This window comes from Serratia rubidaea (assembly GCF_016026735.1).
Classification (GTDB): domain Bacteria; phylum Pseudomonadota; class Gammaproteobacteria; order Enterobacterales; family Enterobacteriaceae; genus Serratia_B; species Serratia_B rubidaea.
The window spans coordinates 3,668,510-3,688,437 of record NZ_CP065640.1 but is presented as its reverse complement, the minus strand read 5'-3'; the positions used below and the strand labels follow the sequence as shown (position 1 = coordinate 3,688,437).

Here is a 19,928-nt window from a genome sequence, read left to right as displayed (position 1 = left end):
TGATCGATCACCAGCTCCTCCATATATAGTCCAATCATGCGTGGGTACCGCTCGACTATCCTCGATACACATCACAAATCAGAAACATTATGTTGCAAATAGCAAAATAATAACACACACTAAGTTTAAGTGGACTTTTACGTACCCACTTACTAAATGGATATCCCAAACTTTAATCCCGGCATGCTATCCATCATGCTGGGATTTTTTTGCACCCTGCCGATATTGATTTAAAATTAAAAATCAAAGGCACTTATAGCCTCGACATATGCCTACCTAATAGCCCGGTGCCGTAGCCGGGCTTTTTTTTCGTCAGCATATGAACTGCAGTAACTACAACCCAAGATTTAGCTCGACCCCGTCGGTGATTTCAGCCGATTTTTTACTTTGTCATTTCAAAGTTAAGGAGCAGCAATCGAATGACCATAGATGAGAAAATCGCCAAATCAAAAGTCCTAGCATCTCGAGTCCCACGTGAAATAATTGAGGAAATGGAAACCGTAAAGTTAGAAGGGGAATCGACAACACACTTCATCGTTTCGGCCATGCGTGGTGAAATTATCCGCAGAAAAACAGAGGGTGGGCGCGAAAGCCCCCTCCTATCCTCCTTAGATGCACTAACTCGCGTTGAAACCATCGGAACAAAAGCTGTCTCTGAAATAGAGCAGCTCATTGATATTGCTCGTGAGGAGCTTCAACGCCGGATAAGCGGTAAGGTTGGAAGTGGGATGTAACCCGCCATGAAATAGTATGTCATATCTCTTGAGCCAATCATTTCAATCCGTTATCGTTACCCAGTGAAAGAATTCCTTTCACACTGTCTATTGCTTTAAGCCGTTCATTCCCCCGGTTGTCGTGGCCGGGATTTTTTTGCCTGCCATGTGCTCGTCTATACAACTTGATCGATTTAACCGATCGATACCAAAAAACCGATCTATACAACCAATTGTTATTTTGCATACAAACCGTGTAATCATTGACCACATACCAACTACAACAGCACCAGGGAATCCCCTCACTGCGCCCATGCCTGCACCGCATGGGCTTTTTATTACGGCAGGAACAGCATGAATACCTTCATTAAAGCATTCGTTCGACTCGGCGCCGCTGTGTCTGCGCTTTCCCTTATCTCTGGGTTCACCCACTGGCCCGAGGCCATGTTCATCTATAACTTCGTGATGTTAGCCATCTGGGTGCATGCAGAGTGGGACTGGCATCGAAAATGACTAATAGCCGGGAGATATCCCCCGGCGCCCATCACTAAACGACCACCCCATACGTGTTTTTGAAGTAACGCTGAGAACGGCCGTATTGAACCTTCAGCTCATCCAAAGATAACACCCGGTCATAAATCAACACTTCAGCAACAGCCAGCCCTGTATTGGGACTTGAAGGCGGCACCGGCGGCAAGTTTGGATTGCGCCAGGTGATAATGCGATAGAAGCTTTCCGCATCCTTTTCCGTCACCGAACGTTCGGCCAGATTCGCGCCTTCAGCGAGTGTTGCCGGGATAATGTCAGCGCTGGCAGAAGGTACATATAAGCCGCCCTGGTTACCTGCGCCATCAACAGTGACAGCAGTAAATACAAAGTTGTTACGGCTTGAAGTCGCCTCAGAAGGCCCTGCCGCCGTACCATACAGTTTTTCATTGTAGGCTTGACCGCCAATACTCAATGAACGCCGGCGAAGTGCGTCCACTGATACATCCGTAATGGCAATGCCTTCCCCGTTTGCCGAGGCCGACTGCACAATGTTCCCTACGGGGTAACCGAACGTATTCACATCAGCAGCCTGGCGGTACACCGCAATCATGGTGCGCTGCAGTCCGTCCGGTACATCGGTAATAAAACCGTTATCTTTATCGCCTGTCACAAAGAACGCGTTAAATACTGGCATACCGACAGCCTTTAACGTGTGTCCGTTCCCAGACAGATCGGAGAAACCATCCCCAAAACGCCATCCAGCCATCAGGCCCGACACCGTGGCAAACGGCTCAAACAGCGGTGGTAATGTTGGGTTCTTAATTTCCATATCCAGATTGCGAATAATCGTTGTCATTTCGTTACCTTACTTAAAAAATTACGCACCAGTTGTGCAGTTTGCGCAAAACACCTGCGCTGTCTGTGTAGTTTTCGCCAGGTAAATCCCCTTCGCTATCGCGCAGGTTGCCGCGCGGCCCCGTCGTTCTGCCGTTCGTCAGCGGATCACCTGCCTTGCCCCATCCGTAAGTGACGATTTCGCTATCGCGCAGTGGCCGCGATGTCGTGATGCGGACACGGTCGGGGCCAGCAATATCGACGGACGTGATAATGTCTATGACGTCGAGCGAAACGCTGTCACGAATGTAGAACCCCATGTTTTCCGCCGGCGCCACCCAGTCTGTATCGAAAACCAGCGGCGGAGCCGGCACGTTGAAATAGAGCATGGTGAAGATGCCCTGCCGGATTTCATCGATCACATCAAGACGATGCATACGCGTCACGCCCTCCAGCATGTCCCGCCGCTTTTTGTAAATCATGCGGCCCGTATACTGAGAGAACATGTAGTACGTTTCAGGCATACCGTGGATGTGGTCTGATGCGTAGTAATCACCGATGTAGCCGGGGTAAGCGATTTCCGTTTTACCCAGCATTGCAGCGTCACGCAGTGCCAGAGCGACAAGCGGGTCACGGCGTCTGTACGCCCGGTGCGTGCTGAGCTGGTAGCTGATAAAAATGGGGTCAAACAGTTGGCCGGTGATCGCTTTTTTGTCTGCCAGCGAATCGGCGATGTACTGCAGGTAAATAGCGAGATAGTCAGCGCGCGACGTCTGATCGCGATAATCTGATTCGCCCTGCATCCACACAACAGCCAGTTCAGCAAACGTTCTTCCTTCGTCAGCGGCCAGGCGTAGACTGTTGGTAACGTGGGCGATCATGCGGCTATAGGCTGCAGTGCCTTTAATCAGGTTCTTGATAGGCTGACCGCCAGTGCCGGGCGCAGAACCGATATAGGCGCTGGCCTGATGGTCAAAGGGTAGCCCAGTTTCTGCCTGGATCATTTCCACCAGCTTATGCGTCGCGCCGGTAACAGGAGTTTCCGCCGCCGGCCAGGTTCCCTCTGACGGTTGGTAACGCTTTTCCACCAGTGGCACCAGTGTGTCCGTGTCGGTCATCCCGCTGTTGTTATTGGTGCTGAATCCCTTGTTCCCATAGCGCTGTTCTGTGCTGACCGGTTGCGGGTCATCGTTAGGGTTCGCTGCACCAAGAGACAACGACTGCCCCTCACTGCGCACCCCCATGTAGTCATAAGGACGGAACGGCACCGGTGGAACATCAGGCTTTGGTGGCGTAGAGCCAATCACGGGAATATCCAGGTCGGTTTCATACCCTGGATCACAGGCATAAGGGACATAACCTTTATCGACAAACACAACGCCTGGTGGCCCCGGAATTTCAACAATCTCAACCCGGCCAATGATAACGCCGCCCATTTTCGAACCGCCGATATACGGCACGTTTTTTTTATCCGTCTGCGCCCAATCATATTCATGATGGTTGGCAAAGTTTTTAAACTGTACGCCGGTAATATTTACGTCACCGTTTTCTGTATAGTTAATCGGTGACACGCCGTTCGCAGCAAAAAAACCGCCCCCGACTAATACCCCTTCTGTGTCATAGACCTTTTTTTCAACGCCATACCCCTGCGTGCGCTTATCTACCTCACCACTCTGTGATAATGATTTGCTCGCAAAGTCAATGGCATTCTCAACATCACTGGCACCGGCTGCACTTGCAAACTCCAGTGCGGTGCCATTCAGGTTCATATAATATTTAAAACCTTTCCCTTCCCCCTGGCCGACGCGGAAGCTTTTCCCGAAAGGCGTACCGGCAAGGCCGGCAATCGTTCCATCAGGATCATCAGGGGTGATGTAATACGTGTTGGCGTCAGCAGTATTCTCCGCCCTTCCTGCGGCATCCTCAGCCCTTTCCGTCAATCCGTCCAAAACAGACTTGTCGGCAAAAAGTTTGAAACCGTCTACAAGACTGACGAGATTACCGGAGCGATCAGAAACCAGCGACTTAATGAGTAATGACATTAATATTTTTTTGGTTCGCAATAAACCATCACCGTCGCTTTGAGAAATAACAAGAAGGTCATCAATTAACGAATTTTCAGCCGAAGGAAGTTCCGATATTTTCATTTCCTTATCGACACCGATGGGGTCACTGACCACCTTTTGCTTTAACCTGCTAACCATGCTGCAGACTCCCGTTATGTTTTATAAAAATAGCCAATACCATCATCTTTCTTTTTCCCCGATTTTTTCCCGCCCTTCCCTTTTGGCGGCTTGATATCCGTTGCCAAATTGAACGCGAACGACATTCCCTGGGAGGTGAGAGAAAACACCAACGATTCGATTAACCAGCTCCGATCCTCCACCGTGCCGAAGCCCTGGGTAATAACCCGGCTCTCTGCCGTCAGTGGAATATGTGCCGGCCGGCACGGCCCGCTGAGCGTCATGCGGCGCTCATTACGGCTTACCTGCGTTTTTCTGGATTGCGCGCTGTGGTTGGCGGCGGTTTTGGTCGGCTGGGTGAAGGGGTGGGATTGTGACGGACCATCATGTTCGAGTGACTGCGTTTTCGTTCGCCCGTCTTCCGGGTCAAAGTACGCGACACTGATTTTTCCCTTCTTCCCACCCTCACCTTTTTTACCGGGGCCAGTCGTTGCGCCGCGCTGCTGGCCATCGGTATAACTCCATTCCGATACCTCCTCCTTTAAAATCGTTACGCTGGCAAGCGCCTTCCCGCCGACGCTTAACGATTCCCCCTGCTGGAGAAACAGCCAATAGCCGCCGGACGGCTTACTGATCGCATTAAAACGACTGGCCAGCCGGGTCATTAACGCGGCATCCGATTCATTGACCTGATCGAGGTGCCCGACAGCGATATCTGCCAGTGCGCCGGCCACTTTGGGGATCAACCCGTTGTCACTGGCGACAGTCTTCACAATGTCGCCCAGGTTCACGTCGTCCCAGCTGCGGCTTTTCTGGTTCAGCACGTCACCGGGCTGGCGCTGGGCGTTCATCGGCGCAGCCGTGGCATAAATAACGATTTTGCGCGGCGGGCCACTGCTGGAAATACCGCTGACAACAAACCATCCCTTGTCCTGCAATACCCCGTTAAACCCCAGCCCTAGCCGCAGTCGCGCGCCCTTGTTAGGGAGCGCCATGGTTTCCGACAAAATGGTGATCTGCAGTTCGTCGGCCTTTGCCGTGGCGCCGCCGTTATCCGTCAGCCTGATTTCCACCAGGTTCTCACGCATCAGCGCAGTAATATCCCGCCCTTCCGCCGTGAGGCTGAACTCCGGGCGATATTCTTCTCTCTGCACGTTTTCCATATCAATCCCACAGTTGAACCGTTGACTCTGCAACCTGCGTTTCGATATCAGGCAGCGTAATGATCAGGCCGGAAGGGTATATCGCCCCCAGCGCGGCCAGCTCCCTGTTGGCATCCAGCACTTCCGTCAGCGTCTGAGGGAGGTTTGCCAGACCGTAATGCCTGGCGCAGATGGCATCCAGCACATCGCCTTCATGGGTTATGTATGTCGTCGGCATAATGTTTTATCGTGATCGAGTAGGTTTTCTTTCGCGGAGAACCACCAGGCAGGAATGCCAGCGTGGTATCGGTAAAGTCCGTAATCACCCACCAGCCCAGCACATCCCCGGCGCCACTAACTAGCTGTTGAGGTTGAGCCTTGTCGGCGAGATCATAAAGCGCATCGATGGACGTGACCCCGTTGCGAAAAAAAGCGTGGGCCTCACCGTCCAATTTGACGCTGCGGGCTTCCTTGCCCGTGTACTGCAGCAGGTCCTGTTTGCCGATCCGCTCCTGCTCCTGCCAGCGCCAGCGCGCCTCCCGTGTCAACTGGTTATAGGCTGCCGTATCGATGGAGAATTCAAAGTCGCCCAGCATCATCATGATCTTGGCATTTTCTGCCGGGCGCCCGTTCGGCGCATTGTAGCTGTACGCACCGGTTATCGTTCCGATGATGTCTATATCGCTCATCCGCTCCAGCCTCCCGGCGCGTCATACATCGCATTGTTCCCGTTGAATACGTCCAGCTTGCCGATCTGCGTTACCGCGTTATCGGCGATGCTCTTGGCGTCCTGCCCCGGTGAACCGTTGACGGTCATATAAATATTATTCCGGCGGTTGTCGGTGACAGTGGACTTCTCTTTATCTGGGCCTGCCGCGCTCTTCAGCGCTTTCCAAAACTCACTCATAACAGGGTCGGGGGCTGTTTTATCTCCGCCAACAGCGGACAGCATCTTATCCTCAGCTTTAGTCCAGTACTGCCAGGGGTTGGTAAAGCGGTCTTTTGACATTGACCACTGCGTGTCATGGTAAATATCCTTCAGCTTGCCGACCTTCTCCGGGTCGCTGATAACCGACTCTAACCAGGAACTTTCCCCCTTCTCTTTGGCTACCGACCTGGCTTTATCCACATCACCCGATGCCAGTGCGTGAACGATGGCACGGCGATCAGTGTTTTCATCCGGGACAAATTGCCCCAGCCACTTCGCAATGCGTATGGCCACCTTGCTGAAAGTGATCAATCCGTTCCCGAACTCAATCAGCGCAGGTATCCATGAGTTGCGGATCGTTGACGCAATCACCTCAATACCGCCGTTTTTGAACCAGTCGGACAGCTCATCGGCCAGTTTCGTGACCATCGGAGCCAGGTCGCCGCCCAACTTGCCGGCGATCTGGTCCACAGCGCTGCTCCAGACCGTCCGCAAGTTGCTGAACGCGATGTTGCTGCGCATCGCCCCCTCAGCGCCGTCACGGGTCACCAGGTTGTATCGCTTCTGTTCGTTCATCAGGTCACGATAGCTTTTACCGGTCAGGCGCATGTAGGTCAGGATTTTGTTGGCTTCACCGCCGAAGATGGAGTCCGCGTACCCTGCAGCCAGCTGTTCGTTATCCAGTTTCAGCAGACGTTCAAAAATGCTCGATACCTGGTCTTCATTGCTTTTGCCGTACATATCGCCGGCCTTGAACCCCAGCAACGGGAAGTTCTCTGCGATAGCGCCTTTCGTCGGGTCCTTCTTAAAATCCGAGACCTTATTGCGGTACTCTTCAAACAGGTCTCCGAAGTTCTCCCCGTTCAGCCCCATCTGCTTACCGAGGCTCTGCCAGGCATTGAACGTATCGATGTTCACACCGTAGCTTCGGGCAATGCCGTATGACTCAGCGGTTTCCGCATTAGAACGAACAGGAGACATGACCGCACCGATCCCCGCCCCGATTAACCCGCCGGCAGCAGCAATCCCCAACCCGGCGCCAAGCGTCCGGCCTGCCCGGCCAATAAAGCCACGCCCCACAGCGCCCGCCCGGCGAAAACGTTCAGCGCGCTGCAGGCTGCGGTTCAGCGATTCCTGCTCCTGCTCAGTCCGTTTGATAGAGCGCGTCACAGTGTCGTAATCGCGCTTCAGGGCGCTGACATCCTTGCCCGCCAGCTTGGTTTGCTTCATCCGATCCGCCAGCGCCTTTTGCTGCTTGGCGAGGTGTTCAGATTGTTTCTCGACGGTTTTCAGCCCTTTGTTAAGCCCGTCCGTCGAGCGGCCCCAGCTGCCGTCGATGTTGCCGCCAAACGTTATGACGGCTTTCAATTTTTGACTTATGCTGCTCATTTACTCACCCGCTCATATTCGTCTTTAACAAAGTCGTAAAAGGCGGAAAACGGCATGGAGAGCCAGTCCCCCATGCTGTAATTCAGGGTGCGGCCAACCAGCCTCAAGGCTTGTCGGATGTCGCCTTCTGACGCTCCCCAGGAGGCAGCAAAAAATTGTTCCAGGCCGCCTCAAGCTGGTAATAGTCAGCTGCAGTCAGTTGATAGACGTCCTCAACATTCATGCCGCACAGATCGGCCAGCATGCCGATTTCCTTTTCTGCATCGCTCCCCGGACGTTTGACATACTCGATGCGGTCACGCACCAGCGGTTCGCGCATCGTGACTTTTTCAAGCTTGCTGCCATCGGCCAGCGTCAGCGGGGAGTACAGTTTGATTTCTACGTTGCTGCCTGGGTAATTCATGGTATTGCTCCAATAAAAAAGCGGCACAAAGGCCGCTTAATGGTTGTTGAGTGGGGATTAGATGCGGATTTTGCTGCGCAGGCCGCCCAGCTGATCCACGCCGTTCACACGGCGGATAAAACGCTCGGTGTCGATTTCAAACAGCTCCATACCGTCGCGCGTCTGCTTGTAATAGCTCATCGCAATCTCAACCGTGATCGCCGTTTCCCCCATGTTTTCATTGCCCCGCGCATCCGGCGTGACCTTCGAGACGAACCCTTCAATCTCTTCGATCGTGCCGACTGCCCGGCCGTTACTCAGATAGCCCTGATACGCCATAAAGCGCGGGCGGCTACCGGAGATAAAGCCAAATCGGCTCAACACGTCGGTATCAATGCCCCAGAACTTGATAGAGCACGTCAGCGCCTCCATGCCATCATCCAGCGGGGTCGGTGCATCCTGGGCACCGGTACGCAGCTGGGTGGTGACAATGGACAGCTCCGGCGGCGTAAACTCATGCGCGCCGGTAACACGGAAGCCGCCGGCAAAAATGGTCCATGCCCGTAACGTATTTTTTTCGCTCATTGTGCGGTCATCTCCTCAACGGCGTAATCATTATTGATGCGCACACGCATGGTGATGCGCTCGGTCGGCGACTTCGGCCCGAAGTCATAGTTGATATACAGCACACCAGCGGCCAGGGATTCCGCCGTGTTCAGTTCTTCGTCCAGCCACGCAGTACCGCCAAAGATGGCACCCAGGCCAACAAGCTGGCGCAGGTAGGCATTCACCGTGCCGAGAATGTCATCAGCCGTCTCTTTATCCAGTGGCCGGTCGTTATAAATCATGACCGTGTTCTGGATACTGTCTTCGATAACGTCTGCAGTGCGGCGAACCGACTCGAAACGCCACTGGGGATGATCGATGCACAGGCGGTTGCCCCAATGCTTGTACCCCGTGCGGCGGATGATGGTGCTGACGTTCTGCATGTTCAGCAGGTTTGCTTCACAGTTCGGATCGCCGAGAATAAACTCGTCAACCTGCTCAAGGCCGAGAATGCTGTTGATGTCCTGATTGGACTTGCTCCACCACCAGCCTTTCTCCAGATCGATGCGCGCCCGCAGGCCAGCCGCAAAGGCGGAATACGGCCGGAACTCCAGCTCGCCGCTGGCATTCACTTTTTGCACCCGAGGCCGCAGCAGTTCGACGCGGCCACCGTACATCTGCCGGCGCTGCACAACTTCCGGCAACGTTGCCATCGAGGCGCAGTCCAGATACGCCACCGCGCGGAGTTTTTCGGCTGCCGTTTCCAGCCCTTTGCCGATACCGTCATCTTCACTGAACCCCGGCGCAATCAAGATGCGAGGGCGATAACCGTTGACCGATTCACTGGATGACCAGGCGCTGATCCCCGCCAGGATATTCGCGCGGATATCGATATTGAAAATCTGGTCAGACAACAGGCGCTGTTCATCCTCGGCGGTGATCGGCTCTTTTTCCTCGGTAGAGACAGTGACCGGCTGTTCATTATCTTCAACGCGCACAATGACGATCAGCGCGTTGGTCTGGTCGGCAATCTCCTGCACAGCCGGAGGGATAGTCCCTGCACTGCCCAGCGCCCGCATCTGCGTACCGCCAACGACGGCTACCGGTGTGTTGAGGGGAAAGGGTTCATCCTGCCCGCCGGACAGTACCACGCTAAACGGGCTGACCTTGCCGGTGTCGGCGCCCGGTAATACGGTGACCAGGCTGTCTGTCAGTGCCAGAACCGCGTCGGACACCTCTTGCGCGGTGGCGGTGAGTTTGCCGTCGGCATCGCTGGCCAGCAGAATGTCCAGCACGCCTCGCGCATAGGTAGCACTGGTTTTTCCGCCGGCCGGCGCCGCAGCAGCGGTCACGCGGAGCTGGTTACCTGCCCGCCCCGGCTGCGAGGCCGTAAACGTCAGCTCATTATCCAGCAGCGCAGTCCCGGTGACGGCCTGCGCCTTGGTTCCCGGCGATGCGTCCGGGGCTGTACCGACCAGGCCGATAACCGCAGTCTGGATCGTGGTAACGGCAACCGTCCCACTTGTCAGTTCAATTGTTTCTACGCCGTGCAATTCGGCCATAGTATCCTCCAGGCATAAAAAAACCCGCTCGGCGGCGGGTCATTGTTTAATTGGGGTTGGTCGGGTTGGCCAGGAGATATCCGGCGCCTGATTAACATCGATACGGCTTAGCGCCAACCGGTATTTTTTCCACTCTGTCAGAGCCGTCTGTTCAGCGTCTGTCGCGTCGCCGAACTCTACCGCGTCCTGCAGCGGTGCAATGGCTTCAGCGGCTTCAGCGCTACGTTGCGCCAGCTCATTCTTTGCCATTTGAATCTGATCGCTCAGCGCCTTCGCTTCATCCGTTACCCATTTCTCACCGTCCCACGTGTCATACGGTGTTTTCGGCGGAGTAAACGTACAACCGTCAGGTAAAGGGCCGACCTCAAACATGATGTGTTTATTCGCCTGCGCATCCCAGTACGGTGAGCCTCGGTAATCATTAACATATTGCCATTGCCCATCATTCCAGACGCCAGCCTGGCCGGTTTTCGGCGCACACTTCGTTGTCGTGCAGTTGGCTGGTAGTCCGGTGTGTGGCGCGACATAAAAATTCAGGGTGCCGGTAAAAACGTTATTTTCATCGAAATTGTAAATCCACATCCAGCGCGGCTGGGCAGAAAATTCGAAGTCTGTGCTCATTATGCAAGCCTCACGATATAGTTAAATGCAATGTTTTTGACGGTGGTTTCCGGGTTGCCGTCCGGGTTTATGCGACCGCCGTGGCTGTGCCAACCTATCGGGACATCGTGCGTATGAGACGGCAGAGGTTCAATCAAGCCAAAGTCAGCGAAACTTCTTTCCTGGTCAATGCTGTGGCGTGAACTTTCGCCGCCGTCCAGAGAAGTGTTAGAGCGGTATGAGCGTAATTTCAGCTGATAAGCGCCGCCCGGCGTAGTCTGCCTGGTGCCCAGGTCAGTGCCATCAATCTCCAGTCCATGCCCGTGATATTTGTTGCCGTCGGCTTCAAAGGTCAGCAGCTCGCGACCGTCCGGTTTGCCCTTAATCGTATTACCGCGCATATCCGGCAACACGCCGGACGGATAGGCTTGCGCAAGGCGCGGGTAAATGGTCTTATCAAATCCCTGGCCTAACAGGAATGCATAACCGGGTGGCGGTGAACTTAGCGGCCAGGGGATAGGGGCACCCACCGGCATCAGTGGTGCGTTGCCCACATAAACTTCATCGCTGACCGTCAATGTGCCGATTTGTGCCGTTTTGGCAATGGATAGCGTGTTTGCGCCAAGTGCTCCACCGATACTCACTTCGCCATCGACAGCAATATTATTTTGGACATGTAATTTTCCGGACATAACGTCACCGGATTTTTTCACATATCTCTTATCTGCCTCTGAAATGGTTAACGCGGAGACATTGGGATCGACCTCAATCACCACGCTCTCAGCATGCGTCAGCGTCATCACGAAGTTAATGATGATCTCTTTCATCACCGGCGCACCGTCAGCCGGCAATACCGTGTCCGGGTAATCACCGTACGCCACCAGCACACCGTCGGCGCTGACCAGCCCCACTTCTCGCAGAACTTTGCCGGGATACTTCCTCGCTTCGATAACGGTCTGGCCGCTAATCATTCCTTCCGTTGATGCCCCGCCGGTAAAGGGGGCATCGCCGAACTTGTTCACCAATGCCGTCGCGCCGGGATTCGGGGTTATTGGTTTACCGCCACCGTCACCAAACGCCGCCAGCGTAATTTTTACGACGGTTCCCGCCTGGTAAGCGGCCTCGATCGCCGCCGCGCCGGCAGTCGTCAGAATAAGACCACTCATTAAGTTAACTCCCGTAACTGGTTATCTCGGACGTCACCATGTAGGAGGCCGAGTATGCGGTGCCTTGTGTAGCATTTTGAAAGGACATGTCGAACCACGAACGCAGGTTTTTACTGCGCATCACCGCGTTCTTAAAATCCTGAATATGCTGCTCGTTCACCGGGTTCCCGGCTTGCTCAACCACCAGCGAAAACGTGTACGGCTCCCCGCGCGGCGTCTGTTCAAACCACTCGGTTAACTGGTAGGTGAAGGGCAGACCTTCCAGCGCCGTCTCTATCGCACCACGCGTCCCCCGGTGCCGGTGAATATAGGTAGCGCTCCGTATGGCTGCGCGCTTTTGTTCCTCGCTCCACTCAGGCAACCAGGTATCTACGCTGTATTCCCATGCCAGCCATGGGAGCAGCTCCGCCGGGCACGTGTCGGGGTTCTTTACGGCGCGGATGAGGTCGGGGATCGACAGCACCTCTGTCGTGGTTGCCTCTTCCAGCGCCCGTTCGGCGGGCAGCGCATTAGGCGGCAATAACGTTTTATGCATCGACATTGACGATCACCTTTTTCAGCGTGATTTCCGTGCAAAGCGGCGCCTGACCGATATCCATCAGCAGATCATCGACCGGCGAGGCCAGTTTAACCGTGACCACACCCGGCTGATGCAGCGCCCGGTCAATCCCCGAACGTGATACGCGGCTGCCGATCCGGTGTGTCTGTTCGAGGTAGGTTTCCAGCGCCCGCCGTGATGCACTCATCACCGTGTCGATATCCGGGCCGGAGGGGATGTAAATATCTGCCGTTACCACGAACTTCACCATTGCCGCCGGCTTCACGGTGACAAAGTCGGTCATGGGCCGGACGTCCTTCGCATTAACGGCCTGATTGACCTTTTCCAACACCTCCGCCGTGGGGATACCGTCGTTATCACGGGAAAGCACGTAAATATCAACCTCGCCGCGTCGGCCATGATCCAGCGGCCCATAGGCGCGAACATCCAGAATAGAGGGGTCTGCAGAGGCGGCAAAGAAGGTGTAGGCGTTCTCGGCGCCGGCGGTGCTGAGTCGTGACCAGGCCAACTGGATGCGCGTGCGGAACGCGTCATCATCTTCATAAACCGGCTCAACCGGCGGCACTGCATTCGGATCGCCCGGATTTATCAGCAGCCGCGCCACGTCAAAGTTTGCGCCAATCTGGTCAAGGTCTGCGCCTTTTGCGCTGGCCAGCAGCACGGCGCGGATGGAGTCATTCATCGCCACGCGTAACAGCGTGGAGTGATAGGCCAGAACTTCGCCCTGTTTGTACACCGGATCGGAAGGTAGCAGCGCATCATAGACCGGGTCCAGCCCGCGCAGACGGTTTAACCATCCTTCAAAAATCAGGCCGGCGTCCGGGACTTTCACCGCATCCGGCACCGGCAGCTCGGAAAGGTTAATTGTTGCTGAATTCGTCGCCATTAATGCTTATCTCCGTCAACGTGATCGGCTGGCTGCTCTCTATGTCCGTGCCAACGATGGTGAGGTCAAAATGACCGTGGGTAACAAACGCCACCTGCACCGATGACACACGAATGCGTGGCTCCCAGCGAGCCAGGGCGCCGGCCGTCGCCGCAATAATACGGACGCGGTTGCTTTCGTCCTGCGGGTTATCGACCAGATCAACCAGCTCGCTCCCGTAGTCACGGCGCAGCACACGCGAGCCGATCGGCGTGGTGAGTATGTCAATGACGGATTGCCGTAAATGCTCAGTGCCGGAGAGCCGCTTGCCGTTGCCGGCATTAACACCGTGCATGATTACCCCCATAATAAAAAACCCGCACAATCGCGGGTCACATCTTGCTGTTTGGCTCGCCTGTCGTGCCGCCGCTGTCTCCTGGGTGAGCGTGGTTGTTATAAACCTCCCTCACCCGATCCAGCGTGCTCTTGCCATCCGATATCTGGCCGCTGACGGACAAGTCCCCGTTAATGCCGGTGTTGGCATTGATCTGCGTGACACCCTGAACCGTCAGAGTGTCGGTGATCTCCACCGGGCCGCGCAGCGTCCCCTTACCCTCAATCTCATACGTGCCGCCTTCGGCAATAATGATTTTCAGGGCATGGGCATCGCGGTCATAACGGATTTGTGTGCCGTCACTGTATCGGGTGACATGCTCGCTCTCGCTCCCGTCCGGGACCGGCATTTTCCCCGTGTTCCAGCCGGGGAACACCCGGCCGTTATTCAGGTCGCCGGCTTCGCTGATGACGGTAACGGCATCCCCTACGGCAATCGGGTTAGAGTCAGCCCTGTTGGCGCTGGATGACGGCTGGCAGACCGGCAACCAGGTCGTGGTGATGCCGCCGATTTCTACCCGGCATTGCGGCTGCGGGCCGTGCTTAACTGCCTGAACGACACCACGGCGGATCATGTTGGCCACGCGCCGGGCAAGGTCCCCCATATCCTGTGACATCATTCCTCCTTGCGCTTGTAGATAAGCCGGTAATCATTAATGTGCGCAGCACCAATTTCCGGCGCCGCACCCAGCCAGACTTCACGCAGCGGACCGGCAACCGATTCGAACGGGTCTTCCCCCATGGCCGCAGACTGGCTATACGTGATGCGCCAGACGATATAATCATCCATTGCAGGATCGAAGCTGTCCGGCCCCGCGCTGATAAACGCAGCCGGCTGCAGCCCTTCAAGCCCGAAGGTTTGTCCGTTGATCCACTGGCTGATATCCGCCGCCGCCGATCGGGCGAAAATTTGGGGTTTATCAATGGTGTTGCTGGCCTTGTCGATCACCACAAACAAATCACATTCAAACTCAACATTGAGCTGCCCGTCACTGCTTGGCGACTGTTCCCAGCCCATGATCGAAAAGAACACGGCCGGCGTGGTGAGCTGCGTTGCCTGTTCCGGGTAGTCGTCGGCATTGTTTACCCACGACAACGACCGCAGCGCTTCAATGACCGCGTCGTGATAGGTCGGCATTAAAATAGGCTTGGCCACTTACTTCCTCCAGCTGTTCACATTAACCCGCGCCTTTACCCTGCCCCGGATATCGGTTTCAAAGTGATGCAGAAATATTTCAACAACATCCGCAAACGCGTTGTCTTCGATGTAATCCAGCATCGGCGCATAAATATCGACTTCGGCTTCGCGGGTACGCCGCGTCGCCGGGTCGCGGATCAGCACCGTCCGGCGTCCTTCTCGTTTGCTCCGTCCGACCTCGCCATTCTCAAACGTTTTGGCTGACAACAGGTTGCCGCGCGGTTCAAAGCCCACGGAGTTTGCCCGCCGGCGCGACGGAGCATAACGCCCGGTTTTCGGGTCACGGCGGGTATGATGCGGACGCATACGTCCGTTAATACGCCCCTTCAGGTCCTTGACCTTGATTGCATTCAGACCGAACCACAAGCGCCCTTCATCCAGCAACGAGCCGCGAGAAACACGAAAGGAAAGCAGGCGCTTTCTCACCATTGCCATACTGCGCGGCGCCAGCCCATCCTTGATATCCGCCATGGCCCGTTTGCGCATGGTGGCGGCGGTTCGCTTCAATGCGCGGGAATACGCGGTCATGTACTGCTTGTGCGTTGCCCCGACGGCCAGGGCAATGTCACGCAGAACCATGGTGTCGATATCGATCGGGAGATCACGGCGTAACCGCGTAGTCCTGGCCATCGTTACTTACTCCATGTGTTAATGGGGTCCACCTCTTTCCCAGGGACGCCTCTGGCAAGCTTCACGCGCGTTCTGCCCGCTTCATCAGCACCAATATGCGTCACCCAATAGCTGGCCCCGCCGATCAACGCCTGGCATTTTTTTTCAAGTCCAACAATGTCAGCCGTATACACGCTGATAGCTGGCGCATGATCCTGAATTTCACCGCCGCCCTGCACCAGGGCCATATCATCCGGGCTTTCAAAAATTGCGACGACCGGACGGGCTTGCCCCTCAATGACTAAAACCACCGAGGGGTCTTCGGCGAAATAGCGGTCCACACGACGATCAGCACGCTGCATCCGTTCCGTGAACCGGTTCATTTAGAAACCCAGCCGCACCGGGGCTTCTTCCTGTCCGGCCTCGCCGGCGCTCCATGCCGAGCCGGCCAGTGGGAACGCTGCAGCAGCTTCTGCGCCGTCGGTAGCTTTTGCTGTCAGCGCGCCAGTGGCATCCAGGTAAACCTTGTCACCCACCGCCCAGGTTTCATCCGCTACCTTTGGCAGAACAAACACCCCGACGGTATGCAGCACGCCCCACGCCCCTGCGGGGATATCGGCATGTGCAACACCGACAATGCCACCGACAGCCACCGGCTGACCGGACTCAATCAGTGTTGCCGACGTGTTCTCGTAATCCAGCGTGGTGCCATCCTGCTGTAAATTCTTTGCCATAATGATTTTCTCCAGAAAGTAAAATGGGTGGCGACGCCACCCACGGACATAAAAAAACCGCCGTATCAGGCGGTTTATCAGGCTTTGCCGGTAGACTTCACCAGACCGCGCCAATCCATCGGCGCGACGCCGGCGTCAATGCGTACCTTGAACGCCGCACCGTCAATGGTGAAGCCCTGCTGCTGCTCCAGATACGGTGTATCAATGCCATCCAGATACGCCACTTCGATCGTGTCCTTGCCCTGTGCTGCCGTCAGATACCATGCTTCCGCGCTGTTATCATCCAGACGCGCTTCGGAGATAACTTCCACAAAGTTCTGGATCGGGTTGTTGATGCCGCTGTTGGCATCTGCGCCCGGTACGCTGGCAGAGCGGATCAGCTGATTGGCTTTCGACTCCAGCGCCACCGGCGTCAGCATATAAGCCGGACGAATGTTAAGCTTACGCTTGCCGTTGGTCTGCAGCAGCATCGCCTGGCGGGCCTTATCCAGTCCGTCAATAGTGAGAGGCTGGTTCACCAGGTTATTGTGATCCGCACTGAACAGGGCTTTCCCGTCGCTCATTTTCTGGTTGCTGGTCAGCACCGCCCAGACCAGCTCACCGACGGTGTAACGTGCTGCGCCGCCCATCATTGCAGGAATACGCGTCAACATGTCCATGTCATCGTTAATGATGGTCTGGCGGTCAATGCTGAACAGTTCGCCATAGGTTGCCAGGGCGATAGGCTCCCCTTTATCACCGACCGTAATGTATTTGTATTCCGCACCCGGCTTCACTTCACGCAACTTGTCCAGCGCGCCCAGGCCAACGCGGTGCGCGGTTTTAAAGTCGGTCAGCGTGCCTTTACGCGTCCAGCGGTCAAAGGTTTCATTCGCCTCTTCCCACCCTAACAGCGCAGATTTATGGGCCACATCCATCAGGATGTTGCCAAAGTCGGAACTTGAATGGGTGAATGCCAGACCGACCACACCCTGACCAGACATGCCGGCAACACCAATGCCGCGATCAGCCAGCGAGGCGCGCGCCAGTTCACGCAGCGTCATCCCCTGATATGGGTTGTCTTTTTCCGCCTGCGCATGACCGGCACGGCTCATTACAGAGGCGCGGACCGAATCACCGACCAGGTTACCGTTGCCGGCATGGATATGCGCGGCACTGGCGCCAATGCTCGGCGTGGTGCCTTCCGCCAGCTTAGCCAGCAGACGATCTTTCGCCATGTTCGCATCGCAGCTCATGTCGTTGATGCACTCGGTGCGCAGCGCGGCCAACTGAGGAAAACCATCAAAGACGGCACTCACATCCGTGATGCGTGCGGTGTTGTTGGCCTGCAGCGTCTGCTGCAGCTGCGCCGCCAGCGCCGCCACATCGATTTGTGGAGCCTGTGCGACCGGCGTGGATGGCGCAGGAGCCGGTTGAGAGACCGGAGCCGGGTTCTGTGGATTTTGCGCGTTAGGTACCGAGGTCTGCGCACGTGCGCCGAAGAGGTGATTAGCTGCTTGTGGCATATTGTGATAATCCTTCAGTTTGTTTTGATTGAGCGATGCGGCTGCATCGAGTGGTTCTTCCAGCACATCAGCGAAGCCTTTAGCAACCGCCTCCGCACCATCCATCCAGGTTTCGGCCTTCAGTAACGCCGCGATTTCTTCCCGCGACAGACCGGTTTTCGACATATACGCCGCCAGCATCATCTCCTCGTTACGATCGAGGAAATTGGCATAATCGCGCATTTCGTCAGAATCCCCGGCCATGCCGCCCCACGGCTTGTGGATCATGATCCAGGCATTGGAGGGCATATGTACCGTGGCATTCGGCAGGCAGGCGATAACAGAAGCCATGCTCGCCGCCAGGCCGTCGATATAGATATCGACCTGCCCGGTCAGCCGCTGCAGCGTGTTGTAAATGGCAAACCCGTGCATCACATCCCCGCCGGGGCTGTGGATGTGCAGCTCAACATTTGTGGCCTCGAACACGCCGGCGTCGCGGCAGTCGTTGATAAAGGATTGCGCCGAAATACCCCAGCGGCCGATCTCTTCATAGAGGTAGATTTCTACCTGTCCCGGACGGCCCAGCGCGGCGCGGATTTCATACCAGGTTTCGGTATTCACCGCGTCGATACCGCTAAGACTTGCTTTCGGGGTCATCCACCCCGGATTTTTTTGTTTCATTCGCTTTCGCTCCTGAGTCGTTGGCTGCGTCAGAGTCCAGCACCAGACCGTGATCGCGGTTAAATTCAACTTCACGTACACGCTGGCGTTTAATCTCCTGCGGTGACTTGCCGCGCGCGCGTACCCATTCGGCCTCGGTGCCAGCCCCACCGCGCACGATGGTTTTCCACGATTCAGCCTCTTTCACCGGATCAATCCACGGCATTACCGGCCCCAGATAGAGCGCGTTGTACAGCGAGGACATATCCACATCATCGGGAAGGCGGATTTTAGACAGACGCAACATGTCTACCCAGGCACGGTAAACCGGGCGGCTGTATTGACCGACAAACCAGTTCTGCAGGACGTTGTAGCCCTCGAACCCTTCCACCAGCTCCTGGCGCTGGCTGGAATAACTGCCGTTATAGTCGCGGGAAATACTGGAATAACCGCTGCGCGTACCGCCGGCAACGGCGCGGAGCTGGCCGTTACGGTATTCAGACAGGTGTACATTGGGCCGGTTTGACTCAACCATCCCCAAATCCTCACCGGGGCGCAGTTCGTCGAAGATCATGCCCGGCGCAATGTCAAAGTTACGCGCCGTGCCTGGCTCCGAAAACTCCGCCTCATCACCAGAAGCGCCATCGCCACGCTTGATATAGAAGCTCAGCGCCGCAGCGATACGCGCGGCAACACGTTCCGACTCTTCGTAATCTTTGATATCAGCCAGACGGGTAATCACACCGTGTAGCAAACTGATCCCGCGCAGCTGGTGCAGCCGCTTGCGCATTGCCAGGTGCAACATGTTTTCGGCCGGCACCCGCTTGGTCGCCGTAGACATACGCAGCGTGCTGGCTGGATGTGCCTTATACACGTTGTAAGCCACCGGCCGCCCCCAGGCATTAACCTCAATGCCCTGCTGAACATTCCCGCTGCCAAGGCTCCCCAGATTCATCGGCACAAAGTCCGCCTCCAGACATTCCAGAGACAGCTGGATGCCTGTGGCATGCTTCAGCCCCGACACCGGCCCCCGCACCAGTTGCGAGAACACTTCGCCGTCACGCAGTGCTGAGCGCAGGATCAGCCGTTCAACCTCGGCGCGCGTAAACATGCCGGTGACTTCTGGCCGGACGGACCATTCGGACCAGTGCGTAGCCAGCAGCTCCGCGCATTCCTCATGCAGCGTGCCATCCTTCCGTAACGGCTGCGGCTCGACCTGAATACCCTGCGCCCCGACGACTCGTTCTTCCAGTTTGTCGAGGATGCCGATCACAATGTCGTGGTTTTCGTCCAGCCAGCGCGCCTGCTCACGCAACGACACACCGGCCGCGAATACGGCCGAATCAGCAGAACGCCCCTCGCGCTTGGTTTTTTGCAGCCGTGACACGTTGGCCGCTTCATACGCCCGCAGCTGATAACGATTTTTGGCGCGTGACAAGGCCCACCCTGGCGCCACAACGCCGAGTGTCTTTTCTATAAATCCCATGGGTTA

At 55.9% G+C, this 19,928-nt stretch carries 23 protein-coding genes; 2 read left to right on the top strand and 21 right to left on the bottom strand.

The window, feature by feature from the left end:
* The first annotated feature begins 419 nt into the window (after nt 1-419).
* A complete protein-coding gene (locus tag I6G83_RS17350; protein ID WP_054306619.1) occupies nt 420-734 on the top strand; it encodes a YlcI/YnfO family protein in 315 nt (104 codons plus the stop codon).
* Nucleotides 735-1,067: 333 nt separating this feature from the next.
* On the top strand, nt 1,068-1,226 hold the full coding sequence (locus I6G83_RS17345; protein WP_156484014.1) for a hypothetical protein: 159 nt from the start codon (nt 1,068-1,070) through the stop codon (nt 1,224-1,226).
* A gap of 34 nt (nt 1,227-1,260) precedes the next feature.
* On the opposite strand, the gene I6G83_RS17340 is transcribed toward I6G83_RS17345, so the two are convergent.
* From I6G83_RS17340 to I6G83_RS17240, 21 genes are all read right to left on the bottom strand, one after another.
* Nucleotides 1,261-2,058 carry a hypothetical protein gene (locus tag I6G83_RS17340; RefSeq protein WP_054306620.1) on the bottom strand — a complete coding sequence of 266 codons (798 nt, stop codon included), beginning with the start codon at nt 2,056-2,058 and terminating at the stop codon, nt 1,261-1,263.
* A 13-nt stretch (nt 2,059-2,071) separates the two neighbouring features.
* Complete coding sequence (locus I6G83_RS17335) at nt 2,072-4,240, bottom strand: hypothetical protein (protein ID WP_054306621.1); 2,169 nt, start codon at nt 4,238-4,240, stop codon at nt 2,072-2,074.
* A 14-nt stretch (nt 4,241-4,254) separates the two neighbouring features.
* On the bottom strand, nt 4,255-5,382 hold the full coding sequence (locus I6G83_RS17330; RefSeq protein WP_054306622.1) for a contractile injection system protein, VgrG/Pvc8 family: 1,128 nt from the start codon (nt 5,380-5,382) through the stop codon (nt 4,255-4,257).
* A gap of 1 nt (nt 5,383) precedes the next feature.
* On the bottom strand, nt 5,384-5,599 hold the full coding sequence (locus I6G83_RS17325) for a tail protein X (protein WP_054306623.1): 216 nt from the start codon (nt 5,597-5,599) through the stop codon (nt 5,384-5,386).
* Nucleotides 5,574-6,050 carry a phage tail protein gene (locus tag I6G83_RS17320; RefSeq protein ID WP_054306624.1) on the bottom strand — a complete coding sequence of 159 codons (477 nt, stop codon included), beginning with the start codon at nt 6,048-6,050 and terminating at the stop codon, nt 5,574-5,576. Before I6G83_RS17320 ends, I6G83_RS17325 begins: the two co-directional genes overlap by 26 nt.
* Nucleotides 6,047-7,678: a hypothetical protein gene (locus tag I6G83_RS17315; RefSeq protein WP_072186134.1), complete on the bottom strand. Its 1,632-nt coding sequence runs from the start codon at nt 7,676-7,678 to the stop codon at nt 6,047-6,049. The genes I6G83_RS17320 and I6G83_RS17315 overlap by 4 nt, the downstream gene beginning before the upstream one ends.
* A 103-nt stretch (nt 7,679-7,781) precedes the next feature.
* Nucleotides 7,782-8,081, bottom strand: a complete 300-nt coding sequence (locus I6G83_RS17310; RefSeq protein WP_054306626.1) for a phage tail assembly protein — start codon at nt 8,079-8,081, stop codon at nt 7,782-7,784.
* A 57-nt stretch (nt 8,082-8,138) separates the two neighbouring features.
* Nucleotides 8,139-8,645, bottom strand: coding sequence for a phage major tail tube protein (locus I6G83_RS17305; protein WP_054306627.1), 507 nt, complete (start codon nt 8,643-8,645; stop codon nt 8,139-8,141).
* On the bottom strand, nt 8,642-10,168 hold the full coding sequence (locus I6G83_RS17300) for a phage tail sheath family protein (protein WP_054306628.1): 1,527 nt from the start codon (nt 10,166-10,168) through the stop codon (nt 8,642-8,644). The genes I6G83_RS17305 and I6G83_RS17300 overlap by 4 nt, the downstream gene beginning before the upstream one ends.
* Nucleotides 10,169-10,207: 39 nt before the next feature.
* Nucleotides 10,208-10,789, bottom strand: a complete 582-nt coding sequence (locus I6G83_RS17295) for a tail fiber assembly protein (RefSeq protein ID WP_054306629.1) — start codon at nt 10,787-10,789, stop codon at nt 10,208-10,210.
* Nucleotides 10,789-11,934, bottom strand: coding sequence for a phage tail-collar fiber domain-containing protein (locus tag I6G83_RS17290; RefSeq protein ID WP_054306630.1), 1,146 nt, complete (start codon nt 11,932-11,934; stop codon nt 10,789-10,791). Before I6G83_RS17290 ends, I6G83_RS17295 begins: the two co-directional genes overlap by 1 nt.
* 4 nt (nt 11,935-11,938) lie before the next feature.
* Nucleotides 11,939-12,475, bottom strand: coding sequence for a phage tail protein I (locus tag I6G83_RS17285; protein ID WP_082394670.1), 537 nt, complete (start codon nt 12,473-12,475; stop codon nt 11,939-11,941).
* Complete coding sequence (locus I6G83_RS17280) at nt 12,462-13,379, bottom strand: baseplate assembly protein (protein ID WP_054306632.1); 918 nt, start codon at nt 13,377-13,379, stop codon at nt 12,462-12,464. The genes I6G83_RS17285 and I6G83_RS17280 overlap by 14 nt, the downstream gene beginning before the upstream one ends.
* Entirely contained in the window at nt 13,354-13,713 is a 360-nt protein-coding gene (locus I6G83_RS17275) for a GPW/gp25 family protein (protein ID WP_033638731.1), read from the bottom strand. The genes I6G83_RS17280 and I6G83_RS17275 overlap by 26 nt, the downstream gene beginning before the upstream one ends.
* 37 nt (nt 13,714-13,750) lie before the next feature.
* Nucleotides 13,751-14,368: a phage baseplate assembly protein V gene (locus I6G83_RS17270; RefSeq protein ID WP_054306633.1), complete on the bottom strand. Its 618-nt coding sequence runs from the start codon at nt 14,366-14,368 to the stop codon at nt 13,751-13,753.
* A complete protein-coding gene (locus tag I6G83_RS17265; protein ID WP_232238924.1) occupies nt 14,368-14,907 on the bottom strand; it encodes a hypothetical protein in 540 nt (179 codons plus the stop codon). The genes I6G83_RS17270 and I6G83_RS17265 overlap by 1 nt, the downstream gene beginning before the upstream one ends.
* The gene (locus I6G83_RS17260; RefSeq protein WP_054306634.1) at nt 14,908-15,579 is read right to left on the bottom strand and encodes a hypothetical protein; all 672 of its coding nucleotides are present in this window, start codon (nt 15,577-15,579) and stop codon (nt 14,908-14,910) included.
* Between the two features lie 2 nt (nt 15,580-15,581).
* On the bottom strand, nt 15,582-15,920 hold the full coding sequence (locus I6G83_RS17255) for a head-tail joining protein (protein ID WP_232238923.1): 339 nt from the start codon (nt 15,918-15,920) through the stop codon (nt 15,582-15,584).
* Nucleotides 15,921-15,941: 21 nt separating this feature from the next.
* The gene (locus I6G83_RS17250; protein WP_054306636.1) at nt 15,942-16,292 is read right to left on the bottom strand and encodes a DUF2190 family protein; all 351 of its coding nucleotides are present in this window, start codon (nt 16,290-16,292) and stop codon (nt 15,942-15,944) included.
* A 77-nt stretch (nt 16,293-16,369) separates the two neighbouring features.
* The gene (locus tag I6G83_RS17245; protein ID WP_082394671.1) at nt 16,370-18,457 is read right to left on the bottom strand and encodes a ClpP-like prohead protease/major capsid protein fusion protein; all 2,088 of its coding nucleotides are present in this window, start codon (nt 18,455-18,457) and stop codon (nt 16,370-16,372) included.
* Nucleotides 18,411-19,922 carry a phage portal protein gene (locus I6G83_RS17240; protein WP_054306638.1) on the bottom strand — a complete coding sequence of 504 codons (1,512 nt, stop codon included), beginning with the start codon at nt 19,920-19,922 and terminating at the stop codon, nt 18,411-18,413. Before I6G83_RS17240 ends, I6G83_RS17245 begins: the two co-directional genes overlap by 47 nt.
* Nucleotides 19,923-19,928 lie beyond the last annotated feature (6 nt).